Origin of the sequence: Bradyrhizobium sp. 41S5 (genome assembly GCF_011516665.3) — a bacterium.
In the GTDB taxonomy this organism is placed as follows: domain Bacteria; phylum Pseudomonadota; class Alphaproteobacteria; order Rhizobiales; family Xanthobacteraceae; genus Bradyrhizobium; species Bradyrhizobium quebecense.
On record NZ_CP083721.1, the window covers coordinates 3,096,542 to 3,117,068 of the forward strand.

A 20,527-nucleotide genomic window follows, 5' to 3' on the forward strand; every position below is an offset into this window, starting at 1 on the left:
TCAGTGCGCGGATGGAGCCCCTCACCCCAACCCTCTCCCCGTAAGGACGGGGAGAGGGAGTAGGCCGCGCCGCAGGGCGGTTGGCTCGCCTTGTTACTGACACGCTGAACACACCGACCAGGAAAACAACATGAACGCCCCTACAAAGCCCGGCTTCACCGACTACATCGTCAAGGACATTGGGCTCGCCGATTTCGGCCGCAAGGAAATCTCGCTGGCCGAGACCGAGATGCCCGGCCTGATGGCCACCCGCGAGGAGTTCGGCCCCAAGCAGCCGCTGAAGGGCGCGCGCATCGCGGGCTCGCTGCACATGACGATCCAGACCGCCGTGCTCATCGAGACGCTCGCTGCGCTCGGCGCCGACATCCGCTGGGTCTCCTGCAACATCTATTCGACCCAGGATCACGCCGCCGCCGCGATCGCCGCCGCCGGCATTCCTGTGTTCGCCGTGAAGGGCGAGACGCTGACCGAGTATTGGGACTACACCGCCAAGCTGTTCGACTGGCATGGCGGCGGCACGCCCAACATGATCCTCGATGACGGCGGCGACGCCACCATGCTGGTGCATGCCGGCTACCGCGCCGAGCAGGGCGACACCGCCTTCCTCGACAAGCCCACCTCCGAGGAAGAAGAGATCTTCTACGCGCTGGTCAAGCGCCTGCTGAAGGAGAAGCCGAAGGGTTACTTCGCCGAGATCGCCAAGAACATCCAGGGCGTCTCGGAAGAGACCACCACGGGCGTGCATCGCCTGTACGAGATGGCCAACAAGGGCACCCTCCTGTTCCCGGCGATCAACGTCAACGACAGCGTCACCAAGTCGAAGTTCGACAACCTCTATGGCTGCCGCGAGTCGCTGGTCGACGGCATCCGCCGCGGCACCGACGTGATGCTGTCGGGCAAGGTCGCGATGGTCGCGGGCTTCGGCGACGTCGGCAAGGGTTCGGCGGCTTCGCTGCGCCAGGCCGGCTGCCGCGTCATGGTCTCCGAGGTCGATCCGATCTGCGCGCTGCAGGCGGCGATGGAAGGCTATGAGGTCGTGACCATGGAAGACGCGGCGCCGCGCGCCGACATCTTCGTCACCGCCACCGGCAACAAGGACATCATCACCATCGAGCACATGCGCGCGATGAAGGATCGCGCCATCGTTTGCAACATCGGTCACTTCGACAACGAGATTCAGATCGCTTCGCTGCGCAATCTGAAGTGGACCAACATCAAGCCGCAGGTCGACGAGATCGAATTCCCCGACAAGCACCGCATCATCATGCTGTCGGAAGGCCGCCTCGTGAACCTCGGCAACGCGATGGGCCATCCGTCCTTCGTGATGTCGGCCTCGTTCACCAACCAGACGCTGGCGCAGATCGAGCTGTTCGCCAACAACAAGGACGGCAAGTACGCCAAGAAGGTCTACGTGCTGCCGAAGACGCTCGACGAGAAGGTCGCCCGCCTGCACCTCGCCAAGATCGGCGTCAAGCTGACCGAACTGCGCAAGGACCAAGCTGACTACATCGGCGTCAAGCAGGAAGGTCCGTACAAGTCGGATCACTACCGCTACTGATCTGCGCTGACCGTGATCGATGAAGTGAAGAGCCCCGGCATCGTCCGGGGCTTTTTGCTTAGGTGGTGTGCGTGACAAGTCGGCAGCGGTTCTCTGGGCGACTCTCTGACGTCGCCCAAATCCACCGCCGTCGTCCTGCCTTCGCCGGGACGACACCGAATGTGCGGCGCGGCTTGAGAGTCATGCATCCGCAATCTCGCGACACGAATTGTCCGAGCTTTGCATCTTGTTCCGCCCGCTCTCGCAGAGGGCGCGCCCGTCGGGCTGTTCTGTCGCACTTCTCTTCGTCATTCCGGGGCAGCCCAAAGGACAGAGCCGGGAATCCGTTCAACCGCAAGACGCGTGGCTCGATGGATTCCGGGCTCTCGCTTCGCTGGCCCCGTAATGACGGCGGGGAGGGCCCACCATCATCCCGATGCCCGCACCGTGCCGTGCCCGAGCTGCCGCGAGATGTCGCTCGCGCAATCACGCAGCGCGGCTGCGATCGCGCTGTCCCAACTGGCGTCGAAAGTGCCCTCCGGTCCCATCGCGGTGATGACCAAAGCGACGTGGCCGGCGTGATCGAACACCGGGGCGGCGAAGGCGTTGACGCCGGGGAGGGGATCGCCGATCGCGCGCGCGAGCCCGCGGCTCTGAACCTCAGCAAGCATCTCCGTGGTCTTCGCGTTGATGGTCTCACGCTTCGGATTGTAGCCGACGCCGAGGCGGTCGAGGCCGCTCTCGAGCGCCGTCTTGACGGCGTTCGGCGGCATGAAGGCGGCGAAGGCGCGGCCGGTCGCGGTCTCGAGCAATGCCACCACCGATCCGACGCGCATCGCGATATGCACGGGATGGCTCGGCTCCTCGAGCCGCACCACGGTCGCGCCGTGGGTGCCCCAGACCGACAGCGACACCGCATGGTTGATGCTGTCGGCGAGCGCGGCGATCCGCGGCGTCGCGATTCGCACGGCGGAGAGCCGGCGCAGGCTGATCAGCCCGAGCTCGAGCGCGAGCGCCCCGATCTCATAACGGCCGGTGGTCTCGTCCTGCTCGATCAGGCCGATGCGGGAAAAACTCACGAGATAGGGATGCGCCTTGGCCGGCGGCATGCCGGCCTCGCGGGCGAGATCGCGCAGCATCATCGGCTCGCCGCTGCGGGCGAGCGCGCGGAGCAATTCTCCGCCGACCTCGATCGACTGTATGCCGCGGCTTTCTCTCGTCATGTCGCCCTGTCGGTTCTTCGACAATCTGCTTATACGGCGAGAAACCCTCCGTCGACCGGCAGGGTCACGCCGTTCACATAAGATGCCAGCTGCGACGCCAGGAACACCAGCGGGCCGACCAGCTCTTCCGGCTGTCCGACGCGGCCGAGCGGCGTGCGCCCCAGAAATCCGGCGAGCCGGGCAGGGTCGTTGCGGGTCGCCTCGGTCATCGCGGTCTCGATCACGCCGGGCGCGATTGCATTGACGCGAATGCCGTCGGCGGCAAGCTCGCGGGCGAGCGCCTGGGTGAGCAGCTTCACGCCGCCTTTGGACGGTGCGTAGCCCAGCGTATCGGCAACGCCTAGGAAGGAGGCGATCGAGCCGAGGTTGATGATCGAGCCGCGTGTCTCGCGCAGCGCCGGCAGGAAGGCGTGGGTGACGTTGAATGTGCCGGTCAGGTTGACGTCGAGCACCCGCCGCCAATTGTCGTGCGCGCGCGGGGAAGAGATCCCTTCACGGATGATGATGCCGGCATTGTTGACCAGGATCGCGATCGGCCCGACTTCGCGCGCCACACCCTGCGCCAGGGCGGAGCACGCCTCGGCATCGGTCACGTCGAGCTGGAACGGCCAGGCCGCGCGGCCGCGCTGGCGAATGTCGGCCGCGGTCTGCTCGGCGCCGGCGCGATCGATGTCGGCGACCACGACGTCGGCGCCATGCGCCGCGAGGCCAAGCGCGATGGCGCGTCCGTTGCCGTGGGCGGCGCCGGTCACCAATGCGCGCTTGCCTGTGAGCAGGGTCGCCATCGTGCTCATGCCGCGCTTCTTTCTGCCGCTGCGCCGGCGATGTGCTTGCCCGCGATGTAGCCGAAGGTCAGTGCGGGCCCCAGCGTGATGCCGGCGCCGGGATAGTTGCCGCCCATGATGCTCGCCATGTCGTTGCCGGCGGCATAGAGGCCGGCAATCGGCTGGCCGTCGGCGTCGAGCGCGCGGGCATTGGCGTCGGTCCGGATGCCGGCATAGGTGCCGAGATCGCCGATCACCATCTTGATGGCGTAGAACGGCCCGTGCTGGATCGGCGCGATGCACGGATTGGGGCCGTGCAGCGCATCGCCCTGATAGCGGTTGTAGGCGCGCGAGCCCTTGCCGAAGGCAGGGTCGCGGCCCTCCGCCGCGGTCGTGTTGAACGCCGCGATGGTTGCCTCGAGCGCCTTCGCATCGATGCCGGCCTGCGCGGCAAGCTCCGCCAGCGTCGCGCCGCGCTTGAGATAGCCGGTCTTCAGATGGTGGCCGAGCGGCATCGGGCGCGGCGGCACGCAGCCGAGGCCATATTTGCGCAGCGTCTCGTGATCGCAGACGAGATAGGCCGCGATCTCCTCGCCGGGCTTCGCCGCCTTGATCATCTCCTGCACGAAGTCGTGATAGGAATTGCCTTCATTGGAAAAGCGCTTGCCGTCGCGCATCACCGCGATCACCCCGGGCTTGGCGCGATCGATGAAGTGGGGCATCACGCCCTTTGAGCCGTCCTTGCGCGTGGTGACCGAGACCGGCACCCAGGCCGCGGCATTCGGCAGCGAGTCCTCGACACGGCCGCCGGCGGATTCCGCGAGTCGCAAACCGTCGCCGGTGTTGCCGGTCGGGCCCGGTGAATAATGCTCTTTTCCGGTCGGCGCATGCGGAAACATCTTCTGCCGCCGCGCGACGTCATGCGGGAAGCCGCCGCAGGCGAGCACGACGCCACGCTTGGCGTTGACGCGGACGGTGCGGCCCTCGCGCTCGATGACCGCGCCGCGCACCACGCCGCTCTCGACGATCAATTCGCGCACCGGCGAATTGAGCCAGAGCGGGATCTTGAGGTCGAAGGCGGATTTCGCCAGCCGGCCGGCCAGCGCATTGCCGTTGGTCAGCGTCATGCCGCGGCCGTTGCGCATCACGTCGATCGCGTGCTTCGACAGCCGCTTGGCGACATAGGCCGCCGAGGTCAGTGACCGCGTCGCGCGCATGAAATGGACGATCTCCTTGCCGGAGCCGAGCATCATGCCGAACACCGTGAGCTCGGGCAGGGGGCTGCCGAGATCCTTGATGGCATCGCCGAGCTCGTGGCCGTCGAACGGCCGCGTCACCATCGAGCGGCCGCCCTGCGCGCCGCCGGGCGCTTCCGCATGATAGTCCGGGAAGGTCAGCGGCATGTCGAAGCGCACGGCGGTCTTGGTCGTGAAGAAATCGACCGCCTTCGGCCCTTCGGTCAGGAACGCATCGACCCGCGCGGCGTCAAAGCTGTTGCCGGCCTCGTGGCGCAGATAGGTTTTGGCCTGATCGGGGCTCTCCTCGATGCCCCAGGCCTTCGCCAGCGAGGTGCCGGGAATCCACAGCCAGCCGCCGGAGCGCGCGGTGGTGCCGCCGAAGCGCGGCTCCTTCTCGACGACCAGGACCTTCAGGCCGAGATGGCCGGCGGTGACCGCTGCCGACAGCCCGGCGCAGCCGGAGCCGACGACGAGCGCGTCGCAGTCATACGTTTCTTCGTTGGCCACGCGATCGATCCTATTTCTTGAGCAGCGGGCATTTGGACTCGGAGACGGGACGGAAGGCGTCCTCGCCCTTCACCGTCTTGATGATGTCGAGATAGTCCCACGGCTCCTTGGATTCCGAGGGCTTCTTCACCTTCGCCAGATACATGTCGCGGATGACGCGGCCGTCCTCGCGCAGCTTGCCGCCATGCACGAAGGTGTCCTCGATCGGCAGCTCGCGCATCTTCGCCATCACCGCTTTCGGATCATCGGTGCCGGCGGCCTGGATCGCCTTCAGATAATGCAGGACCGAGCCGTAGACGCCGGTCTGGATCATGGTCGGCATCACGTTGGTGCGGGCGTAGAATTTCTTCGACCAGGCGCGGGTCTTCTCGTCCATGTTCCAGTAGGACGCCGTCGTCATGTAGGTGCCTTGCGCGGCGTTGAGCCCGATCGCATGCACGTCGGTGTCGAACATCAGAAGGCCGACCAGCTTCTGGCCGCCTTGCACGAGGCCGAACTCGCCGGACTGCTTGATCGAATTGTCGGTGTCCTGGCCGGCATTGGCGAATGCCACCACGTCGGCCTTGGAGCTCTGCGCCTGCAGCGCGAACGAGGAGAAGTCGGCCGTGTTGGTCGGATGGCGCACGCTGCCGAGCACCTTGCCGCCCATCTCATTGATGAAGCGGGTGGCGTCCTTCTCGAGCTGCTGGCCGAAGGCGTAGTCCGCGGTGATGAAGTACCAGGACTTGCCGCCTTCCGCGATCACGGCCGAGGCCGTGACCTTCGACAGCGCATAGGTGTCGTAGGTGAAGTGCACGGTGTTGGGGCTGCACAGCTCGTCGGTCAGCGAGCTCGCGCCGGGTCCGGACAGCAGCGCGATCTTGTTGCGCTCGCGCACCATGTTGTGCACGGCGATCGCGATCCCGGAGTTCGGGATGTCGACGACGGCGTCGACCTTGCCGTTGTCGAACCAGCCGCGCACGATCTGGACGCCGACATCGGTCTTCATTTGATGGTCGGCTGAGATGATCTCGATCGGTTTGCCGAGCACGGTGGGGCCGAATTCCTCGACCGCCATCTTGGCCGCTTCGACCGAGCCCGGGCCGGAATTGTCGCGCCCCCAGCTCGACAGGTCGGTCAGCACCCCGATGCGCACGACGTCATCGGAAACCTGCGCGTGCGCGGCCGTAGTCATCGCCGCGAGAATGGCTGCCGCCAAAACGTGTCTCATCATTCCTCCCTCTGATGTCCGCGTTCTCGGGCGGACCGTCTTGTGATTAGTAATTATCTAATCGATTTGTCAATGGCGAATAATAGGTGCGGGGATGTTGCCACAGAGCTGTCCGCTCGAATGAGGCGGTGCTTCACATTTGGTGAGCATACGCTTACATGGCTTATCCGGGATGGCACCGCGGCAGGACTTCGAGCTCGCGCCAGAGTTCAGCGGCAGTGCCAAGTCACTATGAAACAGGGGAATTTTCGCGGACGGCGTTGCGCTTCGCCGCCCGGGGCTAAGCCGCCCGTCGAGGGTCCAGGCTGCTACGGGGCGGTGCATGGACAGCATCGGCGCGCTGCGATCATAGACGGACCATGTTGAGACAACTCTTTGCGCCGCAGCTCGTCATTCTCTACGTGCTGGTGGCCTCCACGCTCTACGTACACTTCCGCGGCAAGCAGCGGCTGCGCTTCGCCCGCCAGCTCGGCGATCACTCGACCTACCTCGCGCCCTACAATGTGCTGATGTATGCGGGCTCCGACGTGCCGAACACGCCGGTGATCCCGGTCGAGCAGTTTCCCGAGCTCAAGAAGCTCTCCGACAATTGGGAGACGATCCGCGACGAGGCGACGCGCCTGTTCGACGAGGGCTTCATCCGCGCCGCGGCCAAGAACAACGACTGGGGCTTCTACTCGTTCTTCAAGAGCGGCTGGAAGCGGTTCTATCTGAAATGGTACGACGACTTCCTGCCCTCGGCGCGCACGCTGTGTCCGAAGACGGTGGAGCTGCTGAACTCGATCCCGAACGTACACGGCGCGATGTTCGCGATGCTGCCGCCCGGCAGCAAGCTCGGGGCGCATCGCGATCCCTTCGCCGGCTCGCTGCGCTATCATCTTGGCCTGGTGACGCCGAACTCGAACGCGTGCCGCATCCTGGTCGATGGCGTCGAATGCGTCTGGCGCGACGGCGAAGCCTTCATGTTCGACGAGACCTTCATCCACAGCGCCGAGAACAAGACCGACGTCAACCGCATCATCCTGTTCTGCGACGTCGAGCGCCCGATGAAGTATGGCTTCATGACCCGGATCAATCGCTGGGTCAGCCACAACATCGTCAAGGCGTCGGCGACCCAGAACGTCGACGGTGAGCATGTCGGCGCGCTGAACAAGGTGTTCGGCAAGCTCTACGAGATCCATCTCGCCAGTCGCAAGGTCAAGGAGTGGAACCGGAACGTGTACTACACGCTCAAATATTCCGTGACCGCGCTGATCCTCGGCCTGATTGTGGTGTCGGCGCTGCGGTGAAGGCAGTGGCCGCGCCGCGTTGAATGCAAAAGCCCCGGAGCGAACCGGGGCTTTTTGTCCGGGGTGTGAGCTGTGAAGCGCAACAGCATCAGTCGCGTTCGAAAACCTTGGCGCCGGGGTAGACGCGCCGGGCATAGGCGACGACCCATTCCCGGTCCTGGGTCTCCAGGAACGGCGTCCGGATCGTGCACGACCCGACGACGAGGTGCCACAGGCCGTTCAGCTTCTGAATGTTGACGATCATGTGAGTGTTCCTCGAACCCGCGTCCGTGTCGGCACTTGCTTCCCGTGATAGTGCTGCGCTTTTCGCCCCGGAGCAGTGATCCCGATCACGGATTTCGGAACGCCATTTGCGCCCGCAGTCGTTGGTCGCCCGTTGAAGTGGCCGCGAGTATAGAAATCGCCCGCCATCGCTCAACTGTACGAGCGTAGGTATAGGGCATCACAAGGAATCAGAGAGGCCTTACCAAGGTATGTTGATGTCTGTCCGGAGGCGCAGCGGCAGCGCGTTGCCTCAGTCCGGACGAACACTGATGGCCGCTTGGCCGAAAACTCCGCCGGGCTGATGCTGCCACGAGGTCCACCTCGCGAGCCGCGACGTCGGCGCCATTCAACTTTGCGCGGCGCCGTGCCTTCGTGCTCCGATCCGTTACACGGGCGTGATAGGGTCGCGTCAGGCATTTCGCATCGAGGGGACCTTGTCATGTCGGAGTCTACAGGAGCTTTCGCCACCACCGCGCTGAGCGGCTACGAGCTGTTGGCCGATCCGCAGCTGAACAAGGGCACGGCGTTCTCCGAGGCCGAGCGCGAGGCGTTCGACCTGCATGGCCTGCTGCCGCCCAATATCCTGACACTGGACGAGCAGGTGTCGCGCCGCCTCGAGGCGTTGCGCGGCTACGAGACCGACATCGAGCGCTATGCCTTTCTGCGCGAACTGCAGGACACCAACGAGACGCTGTTCTACGCGCTCCTGGTCGGCAATCTGGAAGAGCTGTTGCCTATCGTCTACACGCCGACGGTCGGCGAGGGCTGCCAGAAATTCAGTCGGCTGTTTCGCAAGCCGCGCGGGCTGTTCCTCAGCATTCCGCACCAGCACCGGATCGACCGCATTTTCGCCCATCCGCGCTTCGATCACGTCGAGGCGATCGTCGTCACCGACGGCGAGCGCATCCTCGGCCTCGGCGACCAGGGCGCCGGCGGCATGGGCATCCCGATCGGCAAGCTCTCGCTCTACACCGGCTGCGGCGGCCTGCATCCGGCGACGACGCTGCCGATCCTGCTCGACGTCGGCACCGACAATCCGGACTGCCTGGCCGATCCGCTCTATATCGGCTGGCGCAACGAGCGCGTCCGCGGTCAGGCCTATGACGACTTCATCGAGGCGTTCGTCTCGGCGGTGGTGAAGCGCTGGCCGCGCGTTCTGCTGCAATGGGAGGATTTCGCCAAGAACAACGCGACGCGCATGCTCGAGCGCTATCGCGACCGGCTCCTCACCTTCAACGACGACATTCAGGGCACCGCGGCGGTCGCAACCGGCGCCTTGCTTTCAGCCATCAACGTCACCGGCGTGCCGCTGACCGAGCAGCGTGTCGCGGTGTTCGGCGCGGGCTCCGCCGGCTGCGGCATCGCCAGCCTGATCCGCGCGGCGATGATCGACGCTGGCCTGTCCGAGAGCGAGGCGGCGAAGCGCTTCTTCATGGTCGACCGCGACGGGCTGCTGCTCGAGGGTATGAGCGGGCTCGCCCCGTTCCAGCTGCCCTTTGTCCAGAGCAAGCAGGCGATCGCGGGCTGGCAGCTCAACCATCCCGACAAGATCGCGCTGCTCGACGTCGTGCGCAACGCCAGGCCGACCGTGCTGATCGGCGTCTCCGGCCAGGCCGGCGCGTTCTCCGAGCCGATCGTCCGCGCGATGGCCGAGTGCAACAAGCGGCCGGTGATCTTCCCGCTGTCGAACCCGACCTCGCGCGAGGAGGCGACGCCTTCCGATATCGAAGCCTGGACCGAAGGGAGGGCGCTGATCGGCGTCGGCAGTCCGTTCCCGCCGATCACGCGCGACGGCGCGCGCTTCAAGGTCGACCAGACCAACAACTCCTACATCTTTCCGGGCGTCGGTGTCGGTGCGCTGGCGGTCGGCGCGAGCCGCGTCAGCGACGGGATGTTCATGGCCGCCGCCAAGGCGCTGGCCAGCGTCTCGCCGGCCCGCAACAACCCGAAGCACAATCTGCTGCCGCCGGTCAGCGCGCTGCGCGATGTGTCGCTGACGGTGGCGCTGGCGGTCGCGCTGCAGGCGCATAAGGAAGGGCTCGCCAAGGATATTCCGATCGACCAGGTCGAGGCCCGTATCCAGGCCAAGGTCTGGACGCCGCGCTACGTGCCGTATCGGCGCAACACGCAGGGTTGATGGGTGAAAAGCCATCCGCTGTGTGGGAGCGACGCGGACGCGTTCGCTTGAGAATAATTTATGTCTAGCCCGGCCGATTCCCGCCGGCCAGCGCGCCGCTTTGCTCAAGCGGCGGCGCCACCCTCACCACCGCGCTGGCGGCGGCGCCGTCGCGCAGCAGCGAGAATCTCACGTCCTGGCCGATGCGGGCAAGGCCGATCAGATTGCGCAGCTGCGCCGCCGTGCGGATCGGGCGGTCGTCCGCCATCGTAATGACGTCGCCCTTGCGCAGGCCGGCTCGTTGCGCCGGCGAATCCGAGGCAACCTCGGCAATCATAGCGCCTTCGGTGCGACCCTTGTTGCTGGAGGGGTGGAGGTCCTGCAAGGCAACGCCGATGCGACCACGCTCGACCCGACCGGTGGCGACGATCTGTTCCATCACGCGCCGCGCCATGTTGACCGGGATTGCAAACCCGATCCCGACATTGCCGCCGGCGGGCGAAATGATGGCCGAGTTGATGCCGATGAGTTCGCCGCGCAAGTTGACCAGCGCGCCGCCCGAATTGCCGGGGTTGATCGCGGCGTCGGTCTGGATGAAGTCTTCATAGCCCTGCTTGCCGAGCCCGGTGCGGCCGAGCGCGCTGACGAGGCCCGAGGTCACGGTCTGGCCGAGCCCGAAGGGATTGCCGATCGCGAGCACGAAGTCGCCGACCTCGAGCGTGTCGCTGTCGCCGAGCGGGAGTGCCTTGAGGCCGCCCGGGTCCTGGATTCGCAACACGGCGACATCGGTGGGCGGGTCGCGCCCGATCACCTTGGCGGAGAACTGACGGCCGTCCTTGGTGGTGACCTGGACCACGGTGGTGCCTTCGACGACGTGATTGTTGGTCAGAACATAGCCACGCTGCGCATCGACGATCACGCCGGAGCCGGTGGCGTTGACCTCCTTCTCGATCTGCTTCGGGATGTCGAAAAACTCGCGGAAGACCCGGTCGCGGTAGAGCGGGTTGTCCTCGCGAATCCGGCCGTGCACGGAGATGTTGACGACGGCCGGCGTGATCTGGCGGACCAGCGGCGCCAACGTCGGGACCGAGCCGCCGGTCCTGACATCCGGAATCTAGCCCGCGGCGGGGCATGTCACCGACAGCGCCAGTATCAAGAGACTGATCGAGAACGAACGTATCCGAACCATCTTCGTCACCCCGGTTTTCGCCTAAGTCCGAATTTGGAAGACTTTGTGGCCGCGCGTCGCCATGGTTTTCCTTCGATGCCGCTGCCCGGCGCCGCTCACGATCGACTAAAGTTCTAGCCTGCGCATTCCCTTCTGTTGGAACCTTCGCTGCCGTCATGTCGTTCGTACTCAAACGACCCAAACAGTCAGAATCCGTCCGGGGGCTTGTCCGAGGGAGATGCTCCCATGACGACACTTGGCCTCGACTCGACCCAACTCACGCCATCCGAGCACCAGCTCCAGCTGCGCCGCGCGGTGATCGCCTCCACGATCGGGACCGCGATCGAGTGGTATGACTTCTTCCTCTACAGCACCGTCACCGGGCTGGTTTTCGCAAAACTGTTCTTTCCGCTTTCCGATCCCTGGGTCGGCACGCTGGAAGCCTTTGCCATCTACGCGGTCGGCTTCGTCGCGCGGCCGATCGGCGCCGCGATCTTCGGGCACTATGGCGACCGCATCGGCCGCAAGTCGACGCTGATCGCGACGCTGCTCCTGATGGGACTGGCGACCGCGGCGGTCGCACTGGTGCCGACCTATTCCAGCATCGGCATCTGGGGCGCCGTGATCCTCACCGTGCTGCGTTTCATCCAGGGTGTCGGCGTCGGCGGCGAATGGGGCGGCTCGGTGCTGATGTCGATGGAATGGGCGCGCAACGATCGCTCCCGCGGCCTGATCGCGTCATGGCCGCAATTCGGTGTGCCTTGCGGGCTGTTCCTCGCCAATCTTGCCGTGCTGGCCTTCAGCCAGATGTCGGGCGACCAGTTCCTGGCATGGGGCTGGCGCGTCCCGTTTGCGCTCAGCATCATTCTGGTCGGCGTCGGCCTCTACATCCGGCTCGGCATTCTCGAAACGCCGGTCTTCGCCAAGCTGGTGGCCGAGCGTCAGCTCGACCGCACGCCGATGCTGACGGTGATCAGAGATCATCCGAAGGAGATCCTGCTGTCAGCCTTCGCGCGGATGGCCGAGCAGGCGCCGTTCTACATCTTCACCGCTTTCGTGTTCTCCTATGGCATCGGAACGCTGCACGTGTCGCGCGACTTCCTGCTGATCGCGGTGCTCTCGGCCTCGGTGCTGTCGTTCGTCTCGATTCCGGTGTTCGGGCATCTGTCCGACGAGATCGGCCGCAAGAACATGTACATGATCGGCGCGGTGGCGACCGGCATCTTCGGCTTCATCTACTTTGCGATGCTGAACACGGGATCGGCGGCGATCATCTTCCTGGCGATCATTCTCTCGCTCATTCCGCACGACATGCTGTACGGCCCGCAGGCCGCCCTGATCGCCGAGAGCTTCACCGGACGCCTGCGCTACAGCGGCGTCTCGTTCGGCTATCAGCTCGCATCGGTGATCGCCGGCGGTCCCGCGCCGCTGATCGCGGCGTGGCTGTTCGGCACCTATCATTCGGCGACGGCGATCTCGATCTATATCGCGCTCTGCGCCGTCATCACGCTGGTCGCAACCGCGCTGATGACCGACTACACCGGGAAGGACATCAATGCCGCCGCCGCGCATCAGCAGCGGTGAGTTGAACACAGCATGGGAGAAGCAGATGGTGAAATGGCGAAAGGAGTCCGCGCTCGATCTCTATAACCTCGTCGCAGCGATCTTCCTGCTCGCAGCGCCGTGGCTGTTCGTGCGCGCCAACCCGACGGCGGCGATCGATCTGAGGATCAGCGGTGCCGCGATCGCAATCATGTCGCTGGCGGCGATCGTCGCGTTCTCGATCTGGGAGGAATGGATCAATCTGTTGGTCGGATGCTGGCTGATCGCCTCGCCCTGGCTGCTTGGCTTCACGCACACCCGCGCGATGCATTTTGCCATCGCCGCGGGTGCGGTGGTCGCATTCATGGCGCTGCTCGAGCTGTGGCTCGAGTACGAGAAGACGCATCTTGGTCCGGCCGCAGCGCAGGATCAGGGGAGCGTTAGAAGCTAGCAGCCGCGGCAAATGCTCTTGATCTTGCGGTCGACGGTCGCGTCCTCCTGATCGATGATCTGCTGCGATGCCGACGCCGCTGCCGGAATGTCGGCAGCGCGCGGCTGGCGATGACCGAGGGGCGCCGACCATGGTCGGGTCGCGGTTTCGTTTGAGGCAAATGCACTGGGCTCCCGAACCGCCGCCTGTGCGAAGCAGGAGGTCGTCACTGCCATGGTCAGGATTGCAGCCAGGCCAAGTCCTCTGCCAAATCGTCGAAGATCGCTCATCAGAATCTCCATGCCGTCATCGCCGCGTTTGCGCGCGGCCTTGATGAAATGGAGCGCCTCTCGCGTTCCGGTATTCCCCGATCCGCCTGATGTGATCAGGCGCTCGCGGTTCGGTGATCGCGCGTGATGAAATAATTTCTCGGCATCTACAGTCATTGGTCACAGGAGCCGAGCTCGGTCGGCTTCATCCACGTGCGGAGAAATCCAATGACCAAATTGACCTTCGTGACGCTTGCTCTGGTTGCGGCAGCTGCCTATTCGGTTCAGGCGTCCGCTGCCAGCAACAATGCTGCGATGCGGCGCGCCCATGCTTCGATGACGACGTCGACGACGACACCGGTCAGTAGCAAGACGACCGATTGCGTGCGCGCGCCGAACGTCGGATCGTTCGCAACTGCGCCCTTCACCGAGCCGCCCTGCATGCCCGGCACGATGCGCTGACCACGCGCAGCGGAAAGCCCCGGACCTCTGGCCCGGGGTTTCCCGGGCGATGCGATGTCGCCGGGAAGTGGCCGTGGAATGGGAGTGACCCACCTCACAGCCAAGCCAGTGCAATCGTGCGAAGCGTGCGGCGTCGGAGCTGGCGCATGGTGCCCCGGCCCGAGTTCAAGGAGACGTCGCATGACACGCAATTCGCTTCTTGCTTTCGCTGCCGTTGTCGCGTTCGGCGTTACCGCGCTGAGCTCCGCAAATGCGGGCGGACTTCACATGACGCCGCCGAAGAATGTCGGCGCGAAACTGCCCCCGGGCGGTTCGGGCGGCCCGCACCGCCAGCCGGTCGATCCGCAGCCCTCGCTTGGAACGGGTTACAGCGGTGACAGTGCGGGTGGCAGCGGAGGCGGCGGATATCTCGGCGACCCCAATCATCCCGGCCACGAGCAATTCTGATACAGCAACGGCCCCGAATTTGGTTCGGGGCCGCGGTCTGCTGGAGGATCGGATTCGAAGTCTATTCCGGCTTGCCGATCGATACTTTCAGCGTGCCGACGCCGTCGACGCCGCATTCGAGCTTGTCGCCCACCTGCAGCTGCGAGACGCCGGCGGGCGTGCCGGTCATGATGATGTCGCCGGCGGCGAGCTTCACCTGCTGCGAGAGCTGCCAGATGATCTCAGGCACGTTCCAGATCAATTCGGTGAGGTCGCCCTTCTGCGCTTCCTTGCCGTTGACGGTGAGCCAGATCCTGCCGCTGGAGGGATGACCGATCTTCGACGCCGGCTGGATCGCGGAGCAGGGCGCGGAATAGTCGAACGACTTGCCGATCTCCCAGGGCCGCTCCTTCTTGCGCGAGGCGATCTGCAGGTCGCGGCGGGTCAGGTCGATGCCGACGGCATAGCCGTAGACATGCTCGAGCGCCTTGTCGGCGGGAATGTTGAGCCCGCCGCTCTTCATCGCCACCACCAGCTCGACCTCGTGATGCAGGTCCTTGGTCAGCGGCGGATAGGGGATCGTCGCACCATCCGGCACCAGCATGTCGGCATGCTTGCCGAAGAAGAACGGCGGCGCTCGCTCGTCATTACCCATCTCCCTGATATGCTCGAGGTAGTTGCGGCCGACGCACCAGATGCGGCGGACCGGATAGACGCCGGATTCCCCGACGACGGGGAGCGAGGGCTGCGGGGGAAGCGGAATGACGGTGGAGGCGGCGTTCATGTGGGTCTCGCTGCTCTTGGGGTGGATTTGATCGGTCTAGCCCGTGGCGCTGATCGGCGCCAATGCCAGCGGGGATGGGTCGTGGTGATGCTGCAGGCGGAAGAACGAGGCGTAGCGGCCGCCGCGGCGCAGCAGATCCTCGTGACGCCCGCGCTCGACGATCTCGCCGCCCTCGACCACCAGGATCGCATCGGCGTGCATGATGGTGTGCAGGCGGTGCGCGATCACGATCGTGGTGCGGCCCTGGCAGAGATGCTCGATCGCCTCCTGCACCTGCTTCTCGGACTCCGAGTCGAGCGCGGCGGTGGCCTCGTCGAGCAGGATGATCGGCGCGTTCTTGACCAGCGCGCGGGCGACCGCGATGCGCTGGCGTTGTCCGCCGGACAGTTGCGTGCCGTGCTCGCCGACCGGCGTGTCGTAGCCGAGCGGGAAGCTCATGATGAAGTCGTGCGCGCAAGCGGCCTTGGCGGCGTCGACGATCTCGGCCTCGGTGGCGCCCGGCTTGCCGAAGGCGATGTTGGCGCGGATGGTGTCGCGGAACAGATAGACGTCCTGGCCGACATAGGCGGTCTGCCGGCGCAGCGACTTGCGCGAGACCGACAGGATCGACTGTCCGTCGATCAGGATGTCGCCCTCGCGCGTCTCGTAGAAGCGCAGCAGCAGGGCGAGCACCGTCGATTTGCCGCCGCCGGAGGGGCCGACCAGCGCGGTGACCTTGCCGGGCTCGGCCATGAAGCTCAAGCGGTTCAGCACCGGCTCACCGGGCCGATAGGCAAAGCTGACATCGCGTAGTTCGATCCGCGCGTCGGAGAGTTTGAGCGCCGGCTTGTCGTCGTCGGCCTGCTCGCTTGCGGGGCTGTCGACGACCTCGAGCAGCATCCGCGCGCCGACCAGCTGGCTGTTGAGATCGATGTTGAGCCGCGCCAGGCGCTTGGCCGGCTCAGTCGCCATCAGGAAGGCGGTCAGGAACGTGAAAAACTGGCCAGGCGTGGAACCGAGCGCCACCACGCTGTAGCCGCCATACATCAGGCAGCCGGCGACCGCGAAGCCGCCGAGCATCTCCATCAGCGGGTTGGAGCGGTTGGCGACATGCGCCATCTTGTTGGCATTGCGCTCGACGATCGCGATGTTCTCGTCGATCCGCTGCTGCATGGTGTCTTCCAGCGTGAATGCCTTCACGGTGCGGATGCCCTGCAGCGATTCCTGCATCGTCTCCATGATGTCGGCGGTGCCGGTGAACTGGTTGTAGGCGAGGCCCTTGATCCGCTTCACCAGCTTGCGCAGCACCAGCATCGCCGGCGGCACCGCCACGAGCCCGATGAACGACATCAGCGGGTCCTGCCAGACCATGACGGCGACCATGCTGATCAGCATCAGGAAGTCGCGGCCGATCGCATTGACCAGCATGTTGAGCACGTCGGTGATCGACTTGGCGCCGGCGGTGAGCCGCGCCAGGAATTCCGACGAGTGCCGCTGCGAGAAGAAGCCGATGCTTTCGCTCATCAGCTTGGCGAACAATTGCCGCTGATTCCGCGCCAGGATGGCGTTGCTGATCTTCGACAGGATCACCATGTGGCCGTAGGTCGCCACGCCCTTGATGAACAGCAGCACCACCGTGACCCCGGCAAACATCGCGATGCCGGGGATGTTCTTGTCGACATAGGCCTGGTTGATCACCTGGCCGAGCACGTAAGTGGCGCCGGCCGTCGAGCCGGCCGCAACGGCCATCAGGGCGAATGCCGTCAGGTAGCGCCGCCAATAGGTGATCCCCTGTTCCGTGACCAGACGGCGAATCAGGATCGCCGCGCCATAGGGATCGTCGGTAATTTTCTTTGGAAACTGAGCCATCCGCGTTCCATTGACGGCAGGCAGCGCCGGCCGTCAGGGTTGCGGACCTCCTTGCCCGCTTGGCGGGGCTTTTTCAAGCACAATAACGGCTTGATAACGGCTTGATTTTTAGGCCGATTCTGCCTGTCGCGCAGCGCCACCGCGCTCCCGGAACAACTTCTCCTCCCAGGCCAGCGCGTGGTTCGCGATGGTCTCGAGATCGTCGTAGCGCGGGGTCCAGTCGAGCAGCGAGCGGATCCGGGTCGTATCGGCAACCATGGTCATGATGTCGCCGGGCCGGCGCGCGGCGTAGGCGACCGCGAAATTGCGCATCGAGACCCGGCGCACCGCCTCGATGGTCTCGAGCACGGAATAGCCGCGGCCGTAACCGCAGTTCATCGTCACCGATTGCCCGCCGCCGCGCAGATAGGACAGCGCCGAGCGATGCGCCTCGACGAGGTCGCTGACATGGATGAAGTCGCGCACGCAGCTGCCGTCCTGGGTCGGGTAGTCGGTGCCGAACACGTCGATCTTGGCGCGCTGGCCGGTCGCGGCCTCGACCGCGATCTTGAGCAGATGGGTGGCGCCGATGGTGGCAAGACCGACGCGGCCCTTCGGGTCGGCGCCGGCGACATTGAAGTAGCGCAGCACGACGTAGCTCATGCCATGGGCGGAGGCGACATCGTGCAGCATGATCTCGGTCATCAGCTTCGACGAGCCGTAGGGCGACAGCGGACGCGTCGGCGCGATCTCCGGCACCGGCACCTGGTCCGGATTGCCGTAGACGGCCGCGGTCGAGGAGAAGATGAAGCGGTTGACGCCGCCCTTCACCGCCGCGTTGAGCAGGCTGCGCGTCGTCATGGTGTTGTTGCGGTAGTAGCCGAGCGGATCGCGCATCGAGTCCGGCACAACGACAGAACCGGCGAAATGGATGATGCTGTCGATGCCGTGCTGCGCGATCACGCCCTCGACGAGGTTCTCGTCGCCGGCGTCACCGATGAACAGCGGAACACCTTCGGGCAGGAACGCGGAAAAGCCGGTGGAAAGATTGTCGACGACGACGACGCTCTCGCCGGCATCGACCAGCGCATGAACCATGTGACTTCCGATATAGCCGGCACCGCCGGTCACGAGCACGGTCATGGATGGAGCTCTCCCGATATCTTTGACCGGTGATGCTAGCGGGAGTGCGGTGAAGAGGGGGTTTCGCGGCGGCCGAACTGGCCACTATGCTTAATGTTGCGTATAGGAACTGGCACGAAACGGAGACTTGCGTGCCGATCGAGAACACACCTGCCGGCGAGCTTGTGCTCATCGTGCCCAATCTGCACCGACGCTATTCGGGTGTCACCGCGACCAACCGCATGGTCGCGCCGAAGCTTGCCAAAGTGTTTCGCGCAGGCTGGCTCGGCTCGCATCGGCCCGACGGCATCGACGCGATCGGATTGGTCGATCTGATGCGGCTGTGGCGGCGCGCCCGGCCTGTGATCTGGCACGCGCGGCGCAATGACGAGATGATTGTCGGGCTCGCGCTGCGGGCGCTTGGCTGGCCGCTGAAACTGCTGTTCACGTCAGCCGCGCAGCGCCATCACGCTTGGCTGACGCGCTGGCTGATCCGCAACATGGATGCCATCATCGCCACCAGCCCGCTGTCGGCCTCCTATCTGAAGCGCGAAGCCACCGTGGTGATGCATGGCGTCGATACCGATCGTTACGCGCCGCCGGCCGATCGTGCGAACGCCTTCGCGGAAAGCGGATTGCCGGGCCGTTATGCGATCGGCTGCTTCGGGCGGGTGCGCGCGCAGAAGGGCAGCGACGTGTTCGTCGAGGCGATGTGCAGGCTGCTGCCGCGCTATCCGGATTTCACCGCCGTCATCGTCGGCGCGGTGGTGCCGGAGCAGCAGGCCTTTGCCAATGAGCTGAAGCGGAAGATCGCGGCCGCCGGCCTGCAATCGCGCATCATCATCACGGGTGAGCTGCCGATCGAGGATGTCGTGCGCTGGTACCAGCGGCTGACGATCTATGCCTTCACCTCGCGCAATGAAGGTTTTGGCCTGACCTTGATCGAGGCGATGTCGGCAGGCGCGGCGCTGGTGGCCGCACGCGCGGGCGCTGCCGAGTTCGTGGTCGAAGACGGCGTCACCGGCGTACTGACGCCGCCCGGGGACGCCGACGCGCTGGTGGCGGCACTGGAGCCCCTGATGCGTGATCCGGCATCGGCCGCTTCGATGGGGGCGCGGGCACGCCAACGAGTTGTGGATAAGTTCAGCCTCGATGCGGAGGCGAACGCGATCGCTAAGGTCTATCGCGCGCTGATCTGAGCCAGTACGCGCTCGGCGATCCCGACGACGTCTTCGGGGGCGATGTCGCGCATGCAGCGATGGTCGTTCATGGTGCAGACCGTGCGCTGGCACGGCTGGCACGGCAGCTTGCTTTTGGTCTGCTGCACCGTGGCGGCGAGGCCGTTGAGGGGCGCCCAGAGATAGGGATCGGTCGGGCCGAAGATGCCCATGGTCGGGGTGCCGATCGCGGCCGCGATGTGCATCAGCCCGGAGTCGTTGGTCACCGCGACGCTGGCCGCGGCCATTGCCAGCACGCCGTTGCGCAGATCGGTACCGGTGAGATCGCGGACCCGCGCGCCGCCGACAGCGGCGATCTCCTGCGCCAGCGCCTTCTCGCCGGGGCCGCCGACCACCCAGACGTCGAAGCCGTGTTCGGCGAACAACCGGGCGGCTTCAGGATAATAGGTCCAGCGTTTCGAGACCCCGACCGAGCCGGGTCCGAGTGCGATCGCCGGACCGGCACCGAGGCCGTTGGCCTGCCGCCATCGGCCGACCTCGTCGGCGGGAACCCGCAGCTGCGGCACCGGCCATTCGGGCGGCCGAGGGGTGCCATCGGGCAGCGCCAGGATAGCGTTCTTGTCGATGAAGCGCGGCTGCTTCTTCTCGCCCCATCGCATCGCGTTGATCAGGCCGAACCGCGCCTCGCCGAAGAAGCCGACCCGCTCCGGAATGCCCGCCAGGGCCGGCGCGATGGCCGCCTTCCAGGTGCGCGGCAGCACCAGCGCGGTGGCGTAGTTCCGCTTCCGAAACTCGGCCGCCAGCGCCCGCTGCCGGGCCAGCGCCAGCCGGCTGCGCGGCAGGTCGAACACCACGGCGGCACGGACCCCGGGCATGTAATCGACCAAAGGGGCGCAAAGCCGGCTGGTCAGGAGGTCGACCGGCCGGTTGGGCCAGCGCTTGCGGAGCACCCTGACCACGGTGTGGCCGCGCACGAAATCGCCGATCCAAACATAGGGCACGACGAGAATCGGTCTGGTATCCTCGGTGTCCTGGGTTTCGATGTCAGATATTGAATCAATATTCATTTCTAAACAGGCCAAAGCCGGATCGGCGCGGCCAAGTCGGTAACCGCTTCGCGAAGTGAGGTAAAGCCGTCGTTGCCTGTGGCGCGGGAGTGGGGCAAAGCTGG

18 protein-coding genes and 1 pseudogene are annotated in these 20,527 nt (G+C 65.3%); 8 read left to right on the top strand and 11 right to left on the bottom strand.

All coding sequences use genetic code 11. The features are described from left to right. Window positions 1-130: 130 nt before the first annotated feature. Entirely contained in the window at window positions 131-1,558 is a 1,428-nt protein-coding gene (gene ahcY, locus HAP47_RS14530) for an adenosylhomocysteinase (RefSeq protein ID WP_173637646.1), read from the top strand. Between the two features lie 407 nt (window positions 1,559-1,965). Here the strand turns inward: ahcY and HAP47_RS14535 are convergent, their stop codons facing one another. Genes HAP47_RS14535 through HAP47_RS14550 form a run of 4 tightly spaced genes read right to left on the bottom strand, consistent with a single transcriptional unit; the run spans window position 1,966 to window position 6,482 of the window. Next, entirely contained in the window at window positions 1,966-2,760 is a 795-nt protein-coding gene (locus tag HAP47_RS14535) for an IclR family transcriptional regulator (RefSeq protein ID WP_173637645.1), read from the bottom strand. A 29-nt stretch (window positions 2,761-2,789) separates the two neighbouring features. Beyond that, window positions 2,790-3,554 carry an SDR family NAD(P)-dependent oxidoreductase gene (locus HAP47_RS14540; RefSeq protein ID WP_173637644.1) on the bottom strand — a complete coding sequence of 255 codons (765 nt, stop codon included), beginning with the start codon at window positions 3,552-3,554 and terminating at the stop codon, window positions 2,790-2,792. Beyond that, entirely contained in the window at window positions 3,551-5,269 is a 1,719-nt protein-coding gene (locus tag HAP47_RS14545; RefSeq protein ID WP_173637643.1) for an FAD-dependent oxidoreductase, read from the bottom strand. The genes HAP47_RS14540 and HAP47_RS14545 overlap by 4 nt, the downstream gene beginning before the upstream one ends. A 10-nt stretch (window positions 5,270-5,279) precedes the next feature. Next, complete coding sequence (locus HAP47_RS14550; RefSeq protein WP_371821782.1) at window positions 5,280-6,482, bottom strand: ABC transporter substrate-binding protein; 1,203 nt, start codon at window positions 6,480-6,482, stop codon at window positions 5,280-5,282. 356 nt (window positions 6,483-6,838) lie between these two features. Here HAP47_RS14550 and HAP47_RS14555 point away from each other — a divergent pair, with 356 nt between their 5' ends. Next, a complete protein-coding gene (locus HAP47_RS14555) occupies window positions 6,839-7,768 on the top strand; it encodes an aspartyl/asparaginyl beta-hydroxylase domain-containing protein (RefSeq protein WP_173637641.1) in 930 nt (309 codons plus the stop codon). 88 nt (window positions 7,769-7,856) lie between these two features. On the opposite strand, the gene HAP47_RS14560 is transcribed toward HAP47_RS14555, so the two are convergent. Next, on the bottom strand, window positions 7,857-8,012 hold the full coding sequence (locus HAP47_RS14560) for a hypothetical protein (protein ID WP_173637640.1): 156 nt from the start codon (window positions 8,010-8,012) through the stop codon (window positions 7,857-7,859). A gap of 459 nt (window positions 8,013-8,471) precedes the next feature. Here HAP47_RS14560 and HAP47_RS14565 point away from each other — a divergent pair, with 459 nt between their 5' ends. Further along, window positions 8,472-10,169, top strand: a complete 1,698-nt coding sequence (locus HAP47_RS14565; protein WP_173637639.1) for an NAD-dependent malic enzyme — start codon at window positions 8,472-8,474, stop codon at window positions 10,167-10,169. A gap of 64 nt (window positions 10,170-10,233) precedes the next feature. On the opposite strand, the pseudogene HAP47_RS14570 reads toward HAP47_RS14565, so the two are convergent. Further along, window positions 10,234-11,262 (bottom strand): annotated as a pseudogene (locus tag HAP47_RS14570) (trypsin-like peptidase domain-containing protein); the annotation flags it as partial. Window positions 11,263-11,562: 300 nt separating this feature from the next. Between HAP47_RS14570 and HAP47_RS14575 the strand changes: the two are divergent. Both HAP47_RS14575 and HAP47_RS14580 read left to right on the top strand, forming a co-directional pair. Beyond that, window positions 11,563-12,900, top strand: a complete 1,338-nt coding sequence (locus HAP47_RS14575; RefSeq protein ID WP_173637638.1) for an MFS transporter — start codon at window positions 11,563-11,565, stop codon at window positions 12,898-12,900. A 25-nt stretch (window positions 12,901-12,925) separates the two neighbouring features. Then, window positions 12,926-13,309 (top strand): SPW repeat protein, encoded by a 384-nt coding sequence (locus tag HAP47_RS14580; RefSeq protein WP_231168880.1) that lies wholly within the window; start codon window positions 12,926-12,928, stop codon window positions 13,307-13,309. Here HAP47_RS14580 and HAP47_RS14585 read toward each other — a convergent pair. Beyond that, window positions 13,306-13,578 carry a hypothetical protein gene (locus HAP47_RS14585; protein ID WP_231168881.1) on the bottom strand — a complete coding sequence of 91 codons (273 nt, stop codon included), beginning with the start codon at window positions 13,576-13,578 and terminating at the stop codon, window positions 13,306-13,308. The two genes, HAP47_RS14580 and HAP47_RS14585, sit on opposite strands and share 4 nt — an antisense overlap. A 207-nt stretch (window positions 13,579-13,785) precedes the next feature. Here HAP47_RS14585 and HAP47_RS14590 point away from each other — a divergent pair, with 207 nt between their 5' ends. Both HAP47_RS14590 and HAP47_RS14595 read left to right on the top strand, forming a co-directional pair. Next, window positions 13,786-14,019 carry a hypothetical protein gene (locus tag HAP47_RS14590; RefSeq protein ID WP_173637636.1) on the top strand — a complete coding sequence of 78 codons (234 nt, stop codon included), beginning with the start codon at window positions 13,786-13,788 and terminating at the stop codon, window positions 14,017-14,019. A 180-nt stretch (window positions 14,020-14,199) separates the two neighbouring features. Next, the gene (locus tag HAP47_RS14595) at window positions 14,200-14,466 is read left to right on the top strand and encodes a hypothetical protein (RefSeq protein WP_173637635.1); all 267 of its coding nucleotides are present in this window, start codon (window positions 14,200-14,202) and stop codon (window positions 14,464-14,466) included. A gap of 61 nt (window positions 14,467-14,527) precedes the next feature. Here HAP47_RS14595 and HAP47_RS14600 read toward each other — a convergent pair whose 3' ends face one another. The 3 genes from HAP47_RS14600 to galE form a co-directional block, all read right to left on the bottom strand. Beyond that, a complete protein-coding gene (locus HAP47_RS14600; RefSeq protein ID WP_173637634.1) occupies window positions 14,528-15,229 on the bottom strand; it encodes a fumarylacetoacetate hydrolase family protein in 702 nt (233 codons plus the stop codon). A 36-nt stretch (window positions 15,230-15,265) separates the two neighbouring features. Further along, complete coding sequence (locus HAP47_RS14605; protein WP_173637633.1) at window positions 15,266-17,077, bottom strand: ABC transporter ATP-binding protein; 1,812 nt, start codon at window positions 17,075-17,077, stop codon at window positions 15,266-15,268. A gap of 108 nt (window positions 17,078-17,185) precedes the next feature. After that, window positions 17,186-18,199: a UDP-glucose 4-epimerase GalE gene (gene galE / locus HAP47_RS14610; RefSeq protein ID WP_173637632.1), complete on the bottom strand. Its 1,014-nt coding sequence runs from the start codon at window positions 18,197-18,199 to the stop codon at window positions 17,186-17,188. Between the two features lie 137 nt (window positions 18,200-18,336). On the opposite strand from galE, the gene HAP47_RS14615 reads away from it, so the two are divergent. Continuing rightward, entirely contained in the window at window positions 18,337-19,377 is a 1,041-nt protein-coding gene (locus tag HAP47_RS14615; protein WP_173640497.1) for a glycosyltransferase family 4 protein, read from the top strand. Here the strand turns inward: HAP47_RS14615 and waaF are convergent. Further along, window positions 19,359-20,423, bottom strand: coding sequence for a lipopolysaccharide heptosyltransferase II (gene waaF, locus HAP47_RS14620; RefSeq protein ID WP_173637631.1), 1,065 nt, complete (start codon window positions 20,421-20,423; stop codon window positions 19,359-19,361). The genes HAP47_RS14615 and waaF overlap by 19 nt on opposite strands. Between the last annotated feature and the right edge of the window lie 104 nt (window positions 20,424-20,527).